Here is a 16,713-nt window from a genome sequence, read left to right on the forward strand (position 1 = left end):
ATACCTCAACACAATGGTATCCTTAATTAATTCCATAAATTTGCAAATCTTAAAAATGGAGTCAATGAAAAATACTGCACTTACAAAAACGCATGAGGCCTTGGGAGCCAAAATGGTACCTTTTGCAGGTTATAATATGCCTGTTTCCTATGAGGGTGTTAATATTGAGCACGAGACGGTTCGCAAGGCCGTGGGTGTGTTCGATGTGTCCCACATGGGGGAGTTTTTGATCGAGGGACCAAAGGCTTTGGAACTGATTCAAAAAGTATCTACCAATGATGCCTCCAAATTGGCGATAGGCAAAGCGCAGTATAGTTGTATGACCAATGAAACGGGGGGTATCGTAGACGATTTGATTATTTATATGATCAAGGACGAAACCTATCTTTTGGTGGTAAATGCATCCAACATCGACAAGGACTGGGAACACATTTCCAAGTACAACGAGAGTATAGGGGCCGATATGCGCAACCTCTCCGATGATTATTCACTACTTGCCATCCAAGGACCAAAAGCAGTCGAGGCCATGCAATCTTTGACTTCTGTGGATTTGTCATCCATCAAATTCTACAACTTTGTAGTAGGGGATTTTGCAGGGATAGATTACGTTATTATTTCTGCCACTGGATACACAGGTTCTGGGGGTTTTGAAATCTACTGTAAGAACCCAGAAGTACAACAGGTGTGGGACAAGGTTTTGGAAGCTGGTGCCGAATTTGGCATTAAACCTATTGGTTTGGCCGCTCGTGACACCTTGCGTCTGGAAATGGGCTATTGCCTTTACGGAAACGATATTGACGATACCACCTCACCTTTTGAGGCAGGTCTGGGCTGGATTACCAAGTTCACCAAGGATTTTGTGAACAGCGAGAACCTTTCCAAGGAAAAAGCGACAGGTTCAAAAAGAAAATTGGTCGCCTTCCAAATGGAGGAACGTGGAATTCCCAGAGCGGGCTACCCTATCCTCAATGCCGAAGGCAAGGAAATCGGAAAAGTGACCTCGGGCACGATGTCGCCCTCGCTTTCAAAAGGAATTGGTTTGGGATATGTGACTACAGCTCACTCCAAAGTGGATACTCCCATTTTTATTCAAATCCGTATCAACAAAGTTCCAGCAACCGTTGTAAAATTGCCATTCTATAAAAATACCTAGGTAGCCTTTGGATAAAAAAAAGATATTGATATTAGGTGCGAGTGGATTTGTGGGCAATGCCATATACAAAGAACTCTGCTCCTATTTTGATACCTACGGCACATATTACTCCAATCGCTCTTTCGCCAAGAACAAACAATTTATAAGGTACGACTTGGAGGAGGATGATATTTTCCAAGTACTCGAACAGGTCAGGCCAGACGTGATTATTTCCTCGCTTCGAGGGAATTTTCCAGCGCAGATACAAGCGCATCAGCACTTAATGGAGTACCTGATGAGAAATGAAACTCGACTATACTTTATCTCATCGGCCAATGTATTCGATGCCTACAGCAAGTTTCCATCGTATGAGCAGGACAAAACATTGTCGTTAAGCGTTTATGGTCGTCTAAAAATCAAAATTGAGAACATGATGATGCGGTTGCCCAAGGAAAAGACCGCAATCCTTAGAATTCCCATGGTTTTTGGCAACTCGTCGCCCAGAATCAAGGAAATCAAGGAAAGTATCGAGAACAAAGAACCCATCGAAGTGTTTCCGAACCTGATTATTAACGTCACCAATGATGACAGGCTTACCCAACAGATTCATTACCTCATCAACCGGAACAAAACCGGTATTTTTCATTTGGGCAGCAGCGACCTTATCCAACATGAGGAATTCATCAAGGAGGTCATCGAACATCTTGGAAATTATCATCCCATTTACAAACGCGTATACACCACCAATGAGGACCGATATTTAGCTGCTCTGCCCAAGGACAATCTACTTCCGAAGAATCTTCGCATCAGCTGTCAAGAGATTATCGACCATCATTTGCCCGTGTAGTTTTCTTTTCAATGTTTAATTGGCTATCTTCTGAAAAAACATACTTATGAAGAAGATGAACACCACAGAAATTGAAAAAGCGCTTGAATCAATATCCGGCTGGTCCCTAAAAGATGACATGATCGTTAAGTCTTTCACTTTTAAGGATTTTAAGGAGGCGTTTTCCAAAATGACTCATATTGCCTTTGAGTGTGAAAAACAAAACCACCATCCAGAATGGGAAAATGTGTACAACAATCTCACCATAAAACTGAGTACGCACGATGCTGACGGAGTTACCCAAAAAGACATTGACCTTGCTACCTCCATCGAAAAAATTATTGGCTAGCTTGAAAATAATCAACTTGACAACGGGGCATTTTTTGCTAAATTTGCCAGCATCCAGAATTTAAGAATATATGGGAAGAGCGTTCGAATTTAGAAAAGCACGGAAAATGAAACGTTGGGCCGCGATGTCCAAAGCGTTTACTAGAATTGGAAAGGATATTGTTATGGCCGTTAAGGAAGGTGGGGCGGACCCAGACGCCAATTCCAAGCTACGTGCCGTAATCCAGAATGCCAAGGCAGTAAACATGCCCAAGGATAATATTGAACGTGCCATTAAACGGGCTTCCGATAAAAATCAAGGAGATTACAAAGAAGTGTTGTTTGAAGGTTATGCTCCTCATGGCATCGCTATTTTGATCGAGACCGCCACCGACAACAATACGCGTACCGTGGCCAACATCCGTAGTTATTTTAATAAATGTAATGGTAGTTTGGGAACATCGGGCTCGGTTGAGTTTATGTTCGACCACACCTGTAGTTTTACCATAAATGGCGAAGGATTGGACCCTGAAGAACTGGAACTGGAACTTATCGACTTTGGTGCCGAAGAGGTTTTTGTTGATGAAGACGGCATACATATTTATGCGCCTTTTGAAAACTTTGGGGCCATTCAAAAAAAGTTGGAGTCCAGAGAGATTGAAATCATTTCTTCAGGCTTTGACAGAATTCCACAAGTGACCAAAGAATTGAACGAGGAAGAGGTTGCCGATGTAGAGAAATTGCTGGAAAAAATAGAGGAAGACGACGATGTTCAGAACGTATTTCACAGCATGAAAGAGTAAGGTTGTACCTACATCTCAAAAAGTAATCACTTCATCTACTTTAGTTGCATTTTGGACCAAAAGTTAAGTACTTTTATTCTAAACTTTAATTTGTTCCCCCAATGAAGAACTCCATAAAGGCATTTGGTTTATTCGCATTATTCCTTATTCTATTTTCCTGTAGTAGTTCTGATGGAGAAAACTCACCTGATGTCATCCCAACAGGTGAACCTATTGAGTTTACCGGAGAATGGTCGGCAGAAAAAGCGGTATTTGATATTGAATTTGAAGATTTGACCGAAACAGCCGATTTTATAGCTGAAGGGGGTTCCATAAATCTTAATGTTGAAGAAAATGGAAGCTTCTCCATTCAATTTGTACTAGGGCAAAACTCAGAGAGCATAACAGGTCAAATGAGTATAAATGACGACTTGCTCACCATTGTTTTTGATTACTCCCCTTCCGATAGATCTTATTTTGAAGTCCATCATACGGATAATATTCTTGAAATTGATGGAGGTCCATTGGAATATGATTTTGACGACGATGGAACTCCTGAGCCCGCCTTGGTAAGTTTTAGGTTCATTTCCAATCAATAGAACAGTACAATTTCCCCGAACTTTATTAGAGGTCAATATCTAAGGAAAATTTAAAGAACATAACATAAAAAAGGGCTTGCCGAACGGCAAGCCCTTTTTATTCTTCCCAATAGGCCCTATTCAAATTTAGATGCATCCAAATTGAAAAAACGTACAGCATTATTGAAGAAGATATCCCGTTTTTGCTCTTCGGACAGATAATTGGCGCTCTCAATAACCTGAATAGAAGTTTCAAATAGTTCTGGCCACATCATAAAATCGGTTCCATATAAAATCCGTTTTCCAAAACCGGCCTGCACCAATCGTTTTAGGTAATCATGAATCTCTTCTAAGGGATATGACCAGATAAATCCGGCCAAATCTACATACACATAGGCATTGGCGCCCATCAGTGCAATCATTTGGTCGGCCATGGGATATCCCGCATGCATTACCCAAATTTTCAACTTTGGGTGTCTGGCCAACATATCTTCCAATAAAAATGGTTGTCCCAATGAGGCTCTATATGCCGGTCTGGTAATATTAATGGTACCGTTGCCCCCCGTTCCCATGTGGATTCCAACAGGAATCCCTAATTCTTCAGCTACGCCGAAGTACTCATCCAAGGACATATCGCTAGGGGACATTCCTTGATATTGAGGGGCCACCTCCCCCATAACTTTGTAAAATCCTGTGGACAACGAATCACGAAATGCCTCCACCGTCATTTGGTCAGCATTACTGATAGCCAACGATGGAATGATTTTATCAGGAGCGGCCTTATGCCATCTATGAATCACTTTAGCATCTCCACTTACCACCATTGTAATGTTTAACTCCTCATTGGCCCTAAGAATTGCAGCGTCCATTTCGGCGTCACTTCTGGCGGGTTGCAATGGATTGATGCAATCAGTGTCCATAAAAACGGGTGGGTCTTGATTTGGGTCGCCCCCTGGCATATCCTTTAAAAACCATGGACACATGGGAGAGCCATTCGGGTTCCCTCCCATGGCATGCACATGCACATCGATTATTGACAATCTTTTTTTGGATTCTTGGGCAGTTGAAATAAAAGCAAAACAAAAAGATAAAAAGCAAGAAAAAAGAAGTTTCTCCATTAATAGTTTGGTTGAAGGTTTCATATGTTGTTTGTTAATTAATAATATTTCAATTTAACGCTTTTGCATAAATTATAAATACTCAGCTAACTTTTAAAAAAGCCAAGGGGCCTACAAGAATGCAGACCCCTCAGTCACCAAAATAACCCAACCTAAAACTTTATCTTAATTTATCAAACCACTCTTTTTGTACGTAATTTCCTATACTTACGAAGAAAGTTTAGGGGTGGTTTGGTTTTTTAATTTTTTTTTTGAAATAAAAAAAAGGGTCCACAAAATGTGGACCCCCATAACATCTAATTCACTTTCCCTAGCTTAATATTTTAATAGTTTTTAGTTGTTATACAAATACATAGAGGAAGACCCTGCTAAATCCATACTCCATGATGGATATACATTACCTTCCGATTCCAAGCTGTTCTCAAAACCAAGGACTTTTCCATTTCCTATTTCGGATATGTAAACGGTCTTTGTTTTGGCATCGTAGGCTACATCGATTGGGTTGCCCAACTCTGTGTAAGATCCTGCAATTCGCTTTTGACTGGAGAGCGCAATAGTTCCTCCATTCTCCGTATTACTTATTAGCCCACTAAAGTTTACCATAGTATGGATGCCTCCATCGTCTGTTGTATTTGCAGCATCCCCTATATCCGTCATCACCAATACATCATCAGAAACGCTATACGTAATACCGTGGGTTCTTACTATACCTTCAATGGTCACTCTTTTTGAGGCTGACAACATGGAATCTTCGGTATTTGCAAAAAAGTCAGCGAATATCGCCAAGTCACTGGAATTATCCACCACGGCCAAAAGATCGTCCCCCATAAAGGTGATTCCCCAGACATCAAAATCAATATCAAAAGTATTCATCAAAGTAAATGAGGAACCATTGTGGGCATACACATAAAATGTATGGTTCATGTTATCGGAAACCACTACTTTGTTTCCGTAGACGGCTATTTCCCTTGGACTCATTAAATCAGTTGAACTGGAAAAATCAATATCCAACGTTACACCGTCACTACTAAATCCAAAGCCTCCGTAATATTCCAAGGCAAGATTAGATCTTGAGGCTTGAATCAGGTAATCGTTTAAGCCAGAGTAGTATATTCCTTCGGAAGTAGCCGAACCTGTGATTATTGTTTTTGAGGTGCCATTCATCAGGTCGTATACAACTACATTGCCATTGGCCGTACTTGTTGTGTAAAGTTGGGTCATCCCCATTTCACTGGAATCGCCCATATCGCCATCGGTCTCGTCACTGGAAAAATAAATGGAGGAGGCCGCGGTCAAATCCACATTGAACGTTGGCGCAATATTACCGCCGCTACCTATGGATGAAAAACCAAGTACTTTGCTGGTTCCGATATCCGAAACATAGACAATATCAGTTTCCGAGTCATAGGCCACATCAATGGGATTGCCCATTAAAGTCGACGCCCCAGCTACCCTGATTTGATTATCGGTAGTAAGCACATCACCATCGGAAAGGGCATCAAACTTTAGAGAAAAATCATTGATGATGTGAAAACCTCCATCATCATCGGTATTAGCGGCATCGCCAATATCCGTCATGACCATTACATCATCGGAACCACTATACGTTAGTCCGTGGGTTCTAACTATTCCCTCGATAGTAACTCGTTTGTCCGGGTACATAGTACCGTCCATAGCTTTGTCCAAAAAGTTGTAATAAACGGCCAAATCACTGGAAATATCAACCACGGCGTACAAGTCGCCTCCTTTAAAGGTTATTCCCCAAACTGGAAACGGAACATCCACTGTAGTTTGTAAGGAAAACATTGTTCCTGTTTTTTGATATACAAAAAACTTATTGGAACCGTTATCCGCAACCACATAATAATCACCGTAGACGGCCAATTCACGGGGGCTTTCCAAATCCGCATCACCGTTGAAGGAAATATCCAAGCTTAGGTCTACGTCCAAAAGGTCGGTTACATCAAAAGATTCCAGCCAATTGCTCGATCTTAATGCCTGTATTACCAAATCCTCGGATGCATCGTAATAAATACCTTCGGCAGCCGTGGACGAAGTTCCAATAGTAAGTTGAGTGTCATTGGTGATATCAAATTTAGTGATATCTCCATTGTCGTTGTTTGTCACGTACAGCTCTGCACGTCTGCCTTCCACCATTTCATCATCATCATCGTTGCCACCCATATCATCGGGCATCATAGAGTTGTCGTCTTCATTACAGGATACCATAACCATAAGCATGGAGAGTAATCCCACTTTAAAAATTGAGGTTGTTAATGCGTGTTTCATATGACAATTTTTGATTAGTACTTTGCCATACTTACGGAAACATGTGTGGGAGGGTTTGGTTTTACTGAAAAAACTATGCTTTAAAACTATATTCGGGTATTCTTCCTTTTACCCCGCTGTAAAATTTATTGATTTTCTTAAAGTCGTCTTCTATACTACCTATAGCATAAAAAGGCTCTGCTATCTTGATTTCCTTTTTATCAAAATCAAAAGCGACCATCACAATGGGCACGTTGGCTTTTTGGGCAATATGATAAAATCCTGTACGAAGCTGTTCCACTTTTTTTCGGGTACCTTCCGGGGCCAAAGCCAAGCGGAATATTTTTCTGGAATTGAAAATCTGAACAATATTGTCCACGGTGTTGGACGTCTTGAAACGATCCACGGGAGCACCACCTGTCCATCTAAAAAACCAACCAAATGGAGGTTTGAAAAGACTCTTCTTTCCAATATAATTGATTTCCTCGTTGAGGACTTTTCGAATTAAAAGTCCTAAAAAAAAGTCGAGCCAGTGCGTATGGGGAACCACAATCAATACACATTTGTCCAAATCAGGAAAGTCCCCCTTGAGCTTCCATCCCATTATTTTGTAGTAGAGAAATTTGGACAGCGATTGCATTATGTTGTGTCTGTTCTATAAAGAACACATCTTATATTTTCTGGTATAATGCTTGAAGACGTTCAGGTGTCATGATACTTTTCCAATCCTTGCCCAAGGCATTCTCCCAAAGCGGCTCCAATCCCAAGGAAATACTCACCATAACGTCAAAATCGTTTTGGGTAAGGTCGGCACAGATGCCTTTTGGCAAAACAATATCATTCTTTTTCAGCATTTTATTAAAGAGTGAAACTCCTTCAGGATAAAACTCTTCCAAATGTTGGAACACCAAGCAGTTCCCAATACCGTGCTTGACTCCCAATAGATAAGAAAGGCCATAGCTCATCGCATGTGCCACCCCAACTTGGGAATAGGCAATGCTCATACCCCCATGCCAAGAAGCCATCATCAATTTATCACGAGACTCCTCGTCAGGGATATCCTCAAGAAATACTTCCTTGCACAGTTCCATGGATTTTTCGCCATAACTCTGACTGAACGCATTCAAATATGTACCCGTTAGCGATTCCACACAATGAATAAAACAATCCATTCCCGTGTAGAACCATTGCTCTTTAGGAACAGTTTTGCTGAAATCCGGGTCCAAAAGAACTTGGTCAAAAGGAGTAAAGTCTGAGTTGATACCCAACTTCTTTTCCGGACCGAGCAGTACTGTGGTCCGGGATACTTCGGCACCAGTTCCGCTGATGGTGGGCACACCAACATGATAAAGTGCTGGCTTGTGCACCAAATCCCATCCCTGATAGTCCTTGGCCAACCCTTTGTTGTTCAATAATATGGAAACAGCCTTCGCCAAATCGAGCAAGGTGCCCCCTCCTATTCCGATAATTCCGGAGGGAAGTTCGGCATACTTTTCCCTTATTTGGGCCACTAAGGCATCCACTTGGGCCGTTTTAGGCTCCTCATCTGCAGAAATAAATATAATTTCATCATTGAACATGAGAGGAACTTTTGCCATGAACTCTTCATTTTCAAAGAAATCGTCCACCAAAAAGATAAAGGGTGCCTCAGAACTTTTACGTTGGGGCAATAAAATATCTCCCAACTGAGAAAAACATCCCGACCCAAATATTACCCTTGGTACCATGGGAAAGTTCTTGTAAGCGGTTTTATGCGTTGAGGCTGCTACTTCTTGTTTCTTCAAATTATTGTCTGTCTTCATTAGTTGTCCAAATACTTCAAAATATCTTTTAGGCCGTTCAATTTAAGGTGATTGTTCTGCATTTCATCTTCCGACACCATCTCGTGGGCCCATGTGGTATGAAACGGTACATGTACCGCTTGCGCACCAATATTCAAGATAGGCAATACATCCGACTTTAAGGAATTTCCTATCATCAAAAATTCGCTGACATCTATATTTAAATGTTCCAGCAAATTCTTGTAATTGCTTTCTTTTTTATCGCTCAATACTTCCACATGATGAAAATATTGGGACAATCCCGATTTTTCCAATTTCCTTTCTTGGTCCAAAAGGTCACCCTTGGTGAGCACGATCAATCTATACTTGCCCATCAACTTCGAAAGTACTTCCTCCACACCATCGAGTAACTCTACGGGATGTGAGATCATATCCTTGCCCAGTTCCAATATTTGTGCGATAGTTTCTTGGGATACTTTATTATTGGATAGGTCCAAGGCAGATTCTATCATGGAAAGCATAAATCCTTTTATGCCATACCCATAAATGTCCAAATTGGCCATTTCCATTTTAAAAAGCTCTTGGTCTATTTTGTTCTTGGTCTCGTAACCTTCCAATAGCTCAGCAAACTTTTCCTCGGTATCCCTAAAATAAGTTTCGTTTATCCAAAGGGTATCGTCCGCATCAAAGCCAATGGTTTTTATGTTGGAAAAATCTACTTCCATACTTTTCTTGCACGTTCTAGGTCTTCCGGCGTATCGATTTCGATACCGGTGACATGGGTTTCGACCATTTTTATTTTTTTGCCATATTCCAAAAATCGGATGGCTTCAATTTTCTCCTTTGCCTCCAAGGGCAGCATGGGCAATTTTTGAAAATCCATCAATGCCCGCTTTCTAAACACATATACTCCCTTGTGCTTGTAATATGTTACATCTACTTTCTCGTCTCTGGGGTAAGGAATCGGTGACCTTGAAAAATAAAGGGCAAAATCCTGATTGTCGACAATTACTTTTACGGTATTGGGATTGGCTATTTCTCCCCAATCGGTAATCGGGGTCATTAAGGAGCCTAGGTCAATTTCTTTCTCCGTATCGTTCTTAAAGACCTTGATTATTTTTTCCAAACTTTCGGAATCGATAAAAGGCTCATCTCCCTGAACATTGATCACCACATCCACATCCATATCTTCGACAGCTTCGGCAATTCTATCGCTTCCGCTTTCGTGTGTTTTTTTGCTCATGATCACCTTGCCGCCAATGCCCTCAATTACATCGGCAATTACTGGGCTATCGGTAACCACATAGACCTCATTAAAAAGTCCGGTTTTTACAGCCGCTTCGTAGGTTCTTACGATTACGGGTTTCCCGCCAAGGTCCTGCATTAGTTTGGCAGGGAACCGTGAGGCTTGGTAGCGAGCGGGAATCATGGAAATTATATTCACTTTATTCTTTTTGGTTGAATGATTTCTATTTTGACTTAGGTCTTATTTTTCTATATATCCTGAAGATGACCACCAATATGATGATGACCAGAATTGCCGCAATGGGCGGCACCAATATGGATGCCGTGCTCACCGCTACGGCCGCACCGGTTTCCACGGTCGATACCAGTGGATTGGCAAGACCTCCGGTGGTTCCCGTAGATGCCAATCTACCGGTTGCATTGGCGCCTTTAATTGCCGTTGCGGTCCCCCCTCCTGCAATTATAGCCAATGACCAGGTTACCACTGGATCTAAATTGGCCGCTGTGGATACCACCACTGCGGTACCTGCAATTCCCGCCAAGGGTATGGCAATACTGTCCAAAACATTGTCCACCCATGGGATAAAATAGGCGAAAATCTCAACAATTGTTGCCACCCCCAACGTTATGAGTGCGGTAAGACTTCCTATCCATTGCCAGCTATCGTTCAATTCCCAGACCCCCATGTATGCCGCAAAACTAAGCGCAAAAAGAGGAAGAAAAACCCGAAAACCTACGGAGGCCGCCAATCCGATTCCGAGGAACAAACTTATTATAGTATCTGGTTCAATATTCATGTTGTAGTCTAAAATAGGTTTTTCCTAGTCAAGAAAAAAATCATCCTTAAAACCTATCAGATAGAGTTGCCGCTCCGCCCTTGTCACGGCAGTATACAACCATCTCAGATAATCTTTATCAACACCATTGGGCAAATACGGCTGTTCCACAAAAACGGTGTTCCACTGTCCCCCTTGGGATTTATGACATGTAATGGCATAGGAAAATTTTACTTGGAGTGCATTAAAGAACTTATTGTTTTTTACGCCCAAGAACTTTCTGTATTTGGATTTCTCGTGGGCATAATCTTTCATCACCTCTTGGTATAATCTGTTTCCATCATCATAAGAAAGTGAAGGGGTCTCCGCCGATATGGTATCCAAGAGAAGAACGGTTTCAAAAGGTTTCTGGTTGGGATAATCCACCATTTTTACCTTTACCTCCGCAAATTTGAAACCGTATAATTCTTTAATGGCAAAAAGCTCCAGCACCTCTATAATATCACCATTGGCAATAAAGCCGGCTTCTGAATTGGGTTTTAGCCAGAAATAATTGTTCTTCACTACCATCATAAAATCGCCCACCGAAATTTCATTATCCAAGAACAGAATGCGCTCCCTTATATTTTGATTGTAGAGATTGGCCCTTTTATTGGAGCGAACGATAATGGCCGTCTGCTCCTTTCCGTTTTGACTGTATGAGGAATCAATGGCTTCCTGTATTTCGTTCCCATCAATCAAACGGACAATATCCTTATAATGATGGAGCTCAAATTTAAAATCCTCAAAGAATTCGGACTGTAACTGTTCGCGGAGATTGGTAGCGTTATGCAGTATTCCAGAATCGTCCGATTGTCGCATTACCTCGTCCAATTCCAAACATTCCACCTCTTTATCATAATTTAAGGACAGTCTTCCTTCATCCAAAGCAGGGCTCAATTCCAGCTTTACGGGAGGCAACTGTGCGGTATCCCCGATCAATATCAATTTACAGTTATGGCCAGAGTGCACATAAAACATTAAATCGTCCAACAAGGAACCGTTTTCAAATAACTTGGAATCGGCAGGTGTATCCGGGATCATGGAGGCTTCGTCCACGATAAAAACAGTGTTGCGATGTTTGTTAGGGGCCAAAACAAACTGTATGCCCCCACCGGATTGTTTCTTTGGAAAATAGATCTTTTTGTGGATGGTAAATGCCTTGTTACCGGAATAAACTGACATAACTTTGGCTGCCCTACCCGTGGGTGCCATTAAAACAGAACTCATTTTTACTTTCCAGAGACTGCTCACCAAAGTGGCCACCAAGGTAGTTTTTCCAGTTCCAGCAAACCCCTTTAACAGGAACACATCGTCCTTTTTCCCTTCTAAAACAAAGTTAGCCAGTCTATTAAGTGCTTCTCCCTGTTTTAAGGTAGGTGTATGGGGAAATTTTTCGGTTAAAATCTTTAAAAATCCAGGTGCGTTAAAATCCTTCATGAGCGCTAAATATAGTGGTCTTTTTTAAAGCAAAAAGTTTCGCAATAAAAAAAATATTGTAGATTTGTCTGTAACCACTAAATTAACTTTGAAAGACAGTATCAGATATGTTAAATTTAATTCTTATTGTTGTTTTAATATGCCTTGTGACCGTAGGGCTAGTTTTCTTGATCGATAGATTTTTACCTCAAAAAGTAAAGCCGGTTTTAGTAATTCTATTTGGAATTCTGAGCATTTACCTTGGATACAAAATCTATGATTCGATCAACGCCCCCATAGAGTTCAACAAGGTAAGAAATGAAAGATTTACCCAGGTCATCAATAAACTTAAGGACATCAGGGATTCACAAGAAGCTTATAAGACCGTTAACGGGAAATACGCTGGTAATTTTGAAAGCCTGATTCAATTTATTGATACTGGAAGCTACACCATTACAACTCAGCGTGATTCCTCTTTCATGAGATATGACAGAGCCTATCAGATTGATATGCAACAGGATACAATCATCATCGATACGTTAGGTACTGTAAAGGTTAAAGATTCACTTTTTGGTGCAGATGATCGTTACAAAACCATGATGAATGTGCCTTTCGCCCAAAACAACGAGAAGTTTGAAATGAAGGCCGATATCATCGACAAGAGCGGATATAAAGCACCTGTTTTCGAAGCTAAAGTTAAGAAAGAGGTTGTGCTATATGACCAGCCACAAGACCTTCTTGAAAAAGAAAAGTCTTATCAAAGTGTTGAAGAGGTAAACGGTACTGAAATAAAAGTTGGTTCATTGACCGATGTTAGCACCAACGGTAACTGGCCACCTATCTACGATAGAAAAAAGAAAAACTAGCTATAGCACAGAACGTACAAAATAGCACGTATAGAAAACTGTCCATTCAAGCTGGCTTGAATGGACTTTCTTTTTGTGTAGTGGACACCATTACCAACAAAATCGTTGCTTTTGAGAGGGTAAGTTTTAAAACACAGCTCACTCCATATCTGATGCTCAAAGAGCTAAAGGAAAAGCTGGGCAATCAAAATCAAATCGGAAAAGACTTTTCCGAGGTGCTGGTCATCCACAAGAACAATATGTTTGGTTTAGTTCCAAAGCCACTTTTTAACAAAGAAGAGTTACCAAACTATCTTAAGTTCAACGCCAAAATTATGGCTAATGACCTTATAGCTTACGATGAAATCCCTAATCAGGATATCGTAAATGTTTATATTCCCTATACCAATATCAACAACTACATTTTTGAGCTATTTGGTGAGTTTGAGTTCAAGCATAGCGGCACTGTTCTCATAAACACTTTATTGAACCAAAACCGAACTACACTGGAACCTATGTGCTATGTTCAGGTATCAGAAAGGGAGATGGAGATGGTAGTGGTATCCGAAAAAAAATTGCTCTTTTACAATCAGTTTGAATTTAAGAACAAGGAAGACTTTCTTTACTATCTATTGTTCAGTTTAGAACAATTGGACATGGATCTTGAAAAAATACAGTTAAAATTGTTCGGCGCCATTGAAGAGGACGACCCAATTTATGAGCTGTGCTACCAGTATGTTAAGAATATTTCCGTCTTTATTCCAAGCAACCCCTCCTTCACCTTAGAACAGTTGGAAAACGAAAGCATTGACTTTTCCATATTAAGCGCACTTTAAATGCGAATCATTTCAGGAAAATATAAAGGCAAAAGACTAACGGCGCCTAAAAAGTTGCCCGTGCGCCCCACTACCGATATGGCCAAAGAAGCCCTGTTCAACATTTTGAACAACCGCTTCTATTTTGACGAACTAAAAGTGTTGGACCTGTTTTCCGGTACCGGCAACATAAGCTATGAATTTGCATCACGTGGAGCCGAAAACATTACCGCCGTTGATGGCTTTCCCGGATGTATCCGATACATTTCCAAGACAGCGCAGGAACTTGAATTTTCCATTGACCCCGTTAAATCGGATGTATTTAAATTTTTGGAGGGCTCATCCCAAAAGTTTGACCTAATTTTTGCCGACCCACCTTACGATTTTAGCACAGAGCAGTTTTTAAAAATTGCCGACTTGGTTTTTGATAAAGAGCTTTTATTGGAAGATGGCGTACTTATTATTGAGCATTCGGACCAAACCAATCTTTCCGAGCATCATCAATTTTCGGAACAACGCAAATACGGCGGAAGTATATTCAGTTTTTTTGAAATAGAATAAAAGCAGGCCATAAGCCGGATTCTGTATACCCTTATCATTTATCTAGACAAATGGTTGCCCAAGTGTTCTAACCGCCTACCCTCCAACTCGAGCGTGCAGCCCTCGAACATTGGTTTACATGACGTTTCACCGCATAGAGTTTACCTGATTTCACTACAGCCGAACTGTACTTGCTTTCTGTTGCACTTGTCCTCGCCTTTCGGCGGACGGGCGTTACCCGCTATGCCGCACTATGGTGTCCGGACTTTCCTCTTCAAGTTTTGTTACCCAAACTTGCAGCGATAAGGTGGCCTGCTGAGCGCAAAGGTAATCCAATTGTTAATAAAAAAAGTGGTAACTCCCATATTGGGTTCAACTTTGGCCAATGCTATTTTTATATTTGTATGAAATCTATTTTTTCAGCGTATTGGAACCCTTTATTGTATCAGCAAGAAAATATAGGCCCCAAACATTTAAGGATGTCGTGGGACAATCCTCCATTACCAATACGTTGCTGAACGCCATCGAGAACAATCATCTCGCACAGGCTTTATTATTCTGCGGACCACGAGGTGTCGGGAAAACTACCTGCGCACGTATTTTGGCCAAAAAGATAAATCAAGATGGTACGGAACGGGAAGATGAGGATTTTGCCTTCAATATTTTTGAACTTGATGCAGCTTCCAATAACTCTGTTGATGATATCCGTAGTTTGATTGACCAAGTACGTATTCCTCCACAAACAGGAAAGTATAAGGTTTACATCATCGACGAGGTTCATATGCTCTCTCAATCAGCCTTCAATGCTTTTTTGAAGACCCTGGAAGAGCCGCCAAAACACGCCATTTTTATTTTGGCGACCACTGAAAAGCATAAAATTATTCCGACCATACTCTCCAGATGTCAAATATTCGACTTTAAGAGAATAACGGTAAAGGATGCCTCGGAATACCTAAAGTACATAGCCGAACAGCAAGGCATACAGGCCGAGGAAAGTGCATTGCACATTATAGCCCAAAAGGCGGATGGCGCTATGCGGGATGCCCTGTCCATTTTTGATCGCGTAGTGAGCTTCTCGGGAAAAGAATTGACCAGAAAGGCCGTAACGGAAAACCTCAACGTTCTTGATTACGACATTTATTTCTCGGCAACCGATTTGATTCTTGAGAACAACATTCCCGAACTTTTGATCCTGTTCAACAAAACCTTATCACTTGGTTTTGATGGCCATCACTTTATCACTGGACTTGCCACGCATTTCAGGGATTTGATGGTATGCCAGCATCCCGATACCTTAAACTTGCTAGAGGTAGGGGAAGATGTGGCAAAACACTATCAAGAGCAGGCCAAAAAGACTTCGAAACAGTTCTTGTTGAAAGCTATTGACATGGCCAATGATTGTGACCTGCAATACAAAAGCAGTAAAAACCAACGACTGCTCGTTGAGCTCTCCCTTATGAAATTAGCGTCCATCACTTATGATGGAGAAAAAAAAAACTCTAGTTTCATAATACCGGCATCCTTTTTTAAAGGAAAAACCATCAATACGAACGGAACCAAAACCCCAGAGAACAAGGCTGTAGAAACCGTGCAAACTATATCTCCGATTGAGGAAAAGAAGGGAACAATACCCTTGGCAACGAAACCAACGCCAACTGAAGAGATTTCAATTCCTCAAGAAGAAATGGAAAAAGAACTGGTCAGTGAACCTAAGGAACCTTATCAACCTAAAAAAATACAAATCAAGGGATCCGAAAAAAGGGTTTCAGGGCTATCGTTGTCCAGTATCAAGGTGAAAAGGGCGCATGAGAATACCAAGTCCCCGAATATCGACGAAAAAGACCTTCCCAAAGATGCTTTTGAAGAAAAAGAAATGCAGCAACATTGGGATGATTTTGTACATGAACTGGAAAGACAGGGAAGGAAAATATTGGCCAGTAACCTTCAAACAGATGTTCCAAAGCTTAAAAATGACCATGTAATTTGGATTGAGTTGCCGAACGGCACCATGAAAAAAGAGATTGAACGGGAACAAAGTCTAATGCTGGACTACCTTAAACAAAAACTGAACAACTATTCCATTTCACTTTACATAACCGTAAATGAGGAGGTTGCCAAAAAGTTTGCCTTTACTCCAGAGGAGAAGTATGAGAAATTGAAAGAAAAGAACCCAAATATCGAACTCTTGCGCAAGGAGTTCGACCTAGATTTTTAACAAACCG

The 16,713-nt window shown here is 41.1% G+C and carries 17 protein-coding genes and 1 other RNA gene; 9 read left to right on the forward strand and 9 right to left on the reverse strand.

The window, feature by feature from the left end; all coding sequences use genetic code 11:
- The first annotated feature begins 64 nt into the window (after positions 1-64).
- The 5 genes from gcvT (at position 65) to GUA46_RS16285 (ending at position 3,666) form a co-directional block, all read left to right on the forward strand.
- A complete protein-coding gene (gene gcvT, locus GUA46_RS16265; protein WP_176621364.1) occupies positions 65-1,153 on the forward strand; it encodes a glycine cleavage system aminomethyltransferase GcvT in 1,089 nt (362 codons plus the stop codon).
- A 7-nt stretch (positions 1,154-1,160) separates the two neighbouring features.
- On the forward strand, positions 1,161-1,979 hold the full coding sequence (locus GUA46_RS16270) for a sugar nucleotide-binding protein (protein ID WP_176621365.1): 819 nt from the start codon (positions 1,161-1,163) through the stop codon (positions 1,977-1,979).
- 46 nt (positions 1,980-2,025) lie between these two features.
- Entirely contained in the window at positions 2,026-2,307 is a 282-nt protein-coding gene (locus GUA46_RS16275; protein WP_176621366.1) for a 4a-hydroxytetrahydrobiopterin dehydratase, read from the forward strand.
- Positions 2,308-2,377: 70 nt separating this feature from the next.
- Positions 2,378-3,088, forward strand: coding sequence for a YebC/PmpR family DNA-binding transcriptional regulator (locus GUA46_RS16280; RefSeq protein ID WP_176621367.1), 711 nt, complete (start codon positions 2,378-2,380; stop codon positions 3,086-3,088).
- Positions 3,089-3,189: 101 nt separating this feature from the next.
- Positions 3,190-3,666 carry a hypothetical protein gene (locus GUA46_RS16285; protein WP_176621368.1) on the forward strand — a complete coding sequence of 159 codons (477 nt, stop codon included), beginning with the start codon at positions 3,190-3,192 and terminating at the stop codon, positions 3,664-3,666.
- A 116-nt stretch (positions 3,667-3,782) separates the two neighbouring features.
- Here GUA46_RS16285 and GUA46_RS16290 read toward each other — a convergent pair whose 3' ends face one another.
- The 8 genes from GUA46_RS16290 to GUA46_RS16325 all read right to left on the reverse strand — a co-directional run bounded on the left by GUA46_RS16290 (position 3,783) and on the right by GUA46_RS16325 (position 12,312).
- Positions 3,783-4,763, reverse strand: a complete 981-nt coding sequence (locus GUA46_RS16290; RefSeq protein WP_229418542.1) for an amidohydrolase family protein — start codon at positions 4,761-4,763, stop codon at positions 3,783-3,785.
- A gap of 333 nt (positions 4,764-5,096) precedes the next feature.
- A complete protein-coding gene (locus tag GUA46_RS16295; RefSeq protein ID WP_176621370.1) occupies positions 5,097-7,052 on the reverse strand; it encodes an autotransporter outer membrane beta-barrel domain-containing protein in 1,956 nt (651 codons plus the stop codon).
- A gap of 73 nt (positions 7,053-7,125) precedes the next feature.
- A complete protein-coding gene (locus GUA46_RS16300) occupies positions 7,126-7,671 on the reverse strand; it encodes a 1-acyl-sn-glycerol-3-phosphate acyltransferase (protein WP_176621371.1) in 546 nt (181 codons plus the stop codon).
- Between the two features lie 31 nt (positions 7,672-7,702).
- Complete coding sequence (locus GUA46_RS16305; protein WP_176621372.1) at positions 7,703-8,833, reverse strand: iron-containing alcohol dehydrogenase family protein; 1,131 nt, start codon at positions 8,831-8,833, stop codon at positions 7,703-7,705.
- Positions 8,833-9,537: an HAD family hydrolase gene (locus tag GUA46_RS16310; RefSeq protein ID WP_176621373.1), complete on the reverse strand. Its 705-nt coding sequence runs from the start codon at positions 9,535-9,537 to the stop codon at positions 8,833-8,835. Before GUA46_RS16310 ends, GUA46_RS16305 begins: the two co-directional genes overlap by 1 nt.
- Positions 9,528-10,241 (reverse strand): 3-deoxy-manno-octulosonate cytidylyltransferase, encoded by a 714-nt coding sequence (gene kdsB / locus GUA46_RS16315; RefSeq protein ID WP_176621442.1) that lies wholly within the window; start codon positions 10,239-10,241, stop codon positions 9,528-9,530. Before kdsB ends, GUA46_RS16310 begins: the two co-directional genes overlap by 10 nt.
- Before the next feature lie 40 nt (positions 10,242-10,281).
- On the reverse strand, positions 10,282-10,854 hold the full coding sequence (locus tag GUA46_RS16320) for a DUF4126 domain-containing protein (protein WP_218109583.1): 573 nt from the start codon (positions 10,852-10,854) through the stop codon (positions 10,282-10,284).
- Positions 10,855-10,878: 24 nt separating this feature from the next.
- On the reverse strand, positions 10,879-12,312 hold the full coding sequence (locus tag GUA46_RS16325; RefSeq protein ID WP_176621374.1) for an ATP-dependent DNA helicase: 1,434 nt from the start codon (positions 12,310-12,312) through the stop codon (positions 10,879-10,881).
- A gap of 107 nt (positions 12,313-12,419) precedes the next feature.
- Here GUA46_RS16325 and GUA46_RS16330 point away from each other — a divergent pair, with 107 nt between their 5' ends.
- From GUA46_RS16330 to GUA46_RS16340, 3 genes are read left to right on the forward strand one after another with little or no spacing between them, the layout of a single operon-like run.
- Positions 12,420-13,157 (forward strand): hypothetical protein, encoded by a 738-nt coding sequence (locus GUA46_RS16330; protein WP_108245033.1) that lies wholly within the window; start codon positions 12,420-12,422, stop codon positions 13,155-13,157.
- 56 nt (positions 13,158-13,213) lie between these two features.
- Positions 13,214-13,972 (forward strand): DUF3822 family protein, encoded by a 759-nt coding sequence (locus GUA46_RS16335; protein ID WP_229418543.1) that lies wholly within the window; start codon positions 13,214-13,216, stop codon positions 13,970-13,972.
- Positions 13,973-14,512, forward strand: coding sequence for an RsmD family RNA methyltransferase (locus GUA46_RS16340; protein WP_176621375.1), 540 nt, complete (start codon positions 13,973-13,975; stop codon positions 14,510-14,512). It abuts the gene before it with no gap.
- On the opposite strand, the gene rnpB is transcribed toward GUA46_RS16340, so the two are convergent.
- Positions 14,508-14,810, reverse strand: an RNA gene (gene rnpB / locus GUA46_RS16345) — RNase P RNA component class A. The genes GUA46_RS16340 and rnpB overlap by 5 nt on opposite strands.
- Before the next feature lie 66 nt (positions 14,811-14,876).
- Here rnpB and GUA46_RS16350 point away from each other — a divergent pair.
- On the forward strand, positions 14,877-16,706 hold the full coding sequence (locus GUA46_RS16350) for a DNA polymerase III subunit gamma/tau (protein ID WP_229418544.1): 1,830 nt from the start codon (positions 14,877-14,879) through the stop codon (positions 16,704-16,706).
- Positions 16,707-16,713: the final 7 nt, after the last annotated feature.

Source organism: Flagellimonas chongwuensis (assembly GCF_013376415.1).
Lineage (GTDB): Bacteria > Bacteroidota > Bacteroidia > Flavobacteriales > Flavobacteriaceae > Flagellimonas > Flagellimonas chongwuensis.

Excerpts from the sequence above, each read along its gene's own strand:
- gcvT (WP_176621364.1), top strand. The coding sequence starts at position 65 with ATGAAAAATACTGCACTTACAAAAACGCATGAGGCCTTGGGAGCCAAA.
- GUA46_RS16275 (WP_176621366.1), top strand. The coding sequence starts at position 2,026 with ATGAAGAAGATGAACACCACAGAAATTGAAAAAGCGCTTGAATCAATA.
- GUA46_RS16280 (WP_176621367.1), top strand. The coding sequence starts at position 2,378 with ATGGGAAGAGCGTTCGAATTTAGAAAAGCACGGAAAATGAAACGTTGG.
- GUA46_RS16285 (WP_176621368.1), top strand. The coding sequence starts at position 3,190 with ATGAAGAACTCCATAAAGGCATTTGGTTTATTCGCATTATTCCTTATT.
- GUA46_RS16290 (WP_229418542.1), bottom strand. The coding sequence starts at position 4,763 with ATGGAGAAACTTCTTTTTTCTTGCTTTTTATCTTTTTGTTTTGCTTTT.
- GUA46_RS16295 (WP_176621370.1), bottom strand. The coding sequence starts at position 7,052 with ATGAAACACGCATTAACAACCTCAATTTTTAAAGTGGGATTACTCTCC.
- GUA46_RS16300 (WP_176621371.1), bottom strand. The coding sequence starts at position 7,671 with ATGCAATCGCTGTCCAAATTTCTCTACTACAAAATAATGGGATGGAAG.
- GUA46_RS16305 (WP_176621372.1), bottom strand. The coding sequence starts at position 8,833 with ATGAAGACAGACAATAATTTGAAGAAACAAGAAGTAGCAGCCTCAACG.
- GUA46_RS16310 (WP_176621373.1), bottom strand. The coding sequence starts at position 9,537 with ATGGAAGTAGATTTTTCCAACATAAAAACCATTGGCTTTGATGCGGAC.
- kdsB (WP_176621442.1), bottom strand. The coding sequence starts at position 10,241 with ATGATTCCCGCTCGCTACCAAGCCTCACGGTTCCCTGCCAAACTAATG.
- GUA46_RS16320 (WP_218109583.1), bottom strand. The coding sequence starts at position 10,854 with ATGAATATTGAACCAGATACTATAATAAGTTTGTTCCTCGGAATCGGA.
- GUA46_RS16325 (WP_176621374.1), bottom strand. The coding sequence starts at position 12,312 with ATGAAGGATTTTAACGCACCTGGATTTTTAAAGATTTTAACCGAAAAA.
- GUA46_RS16330 (WP_108245033.1), top strand. The coding sequence starts at position 12,420 with ATGTTAAATTTAATTCTTATTGTTGTTTTAATATGCCTTGTGACCGTA.
- GUA46_RS16340 (WP_176621375.1), top strand. The coding sequence starts at position 13,973 with ATGCGAATCATTTCAGGAAAATATAAAGGCAAAAGACTAACGGCGCCT.
- GUA46_RS16350 (WP_229418544.1), top strand. The coding sequence starts at position 14,877 with ATGCTATTTTTATATTTGTATGAAATCTATTTTTTCAGCGTATTGGAA.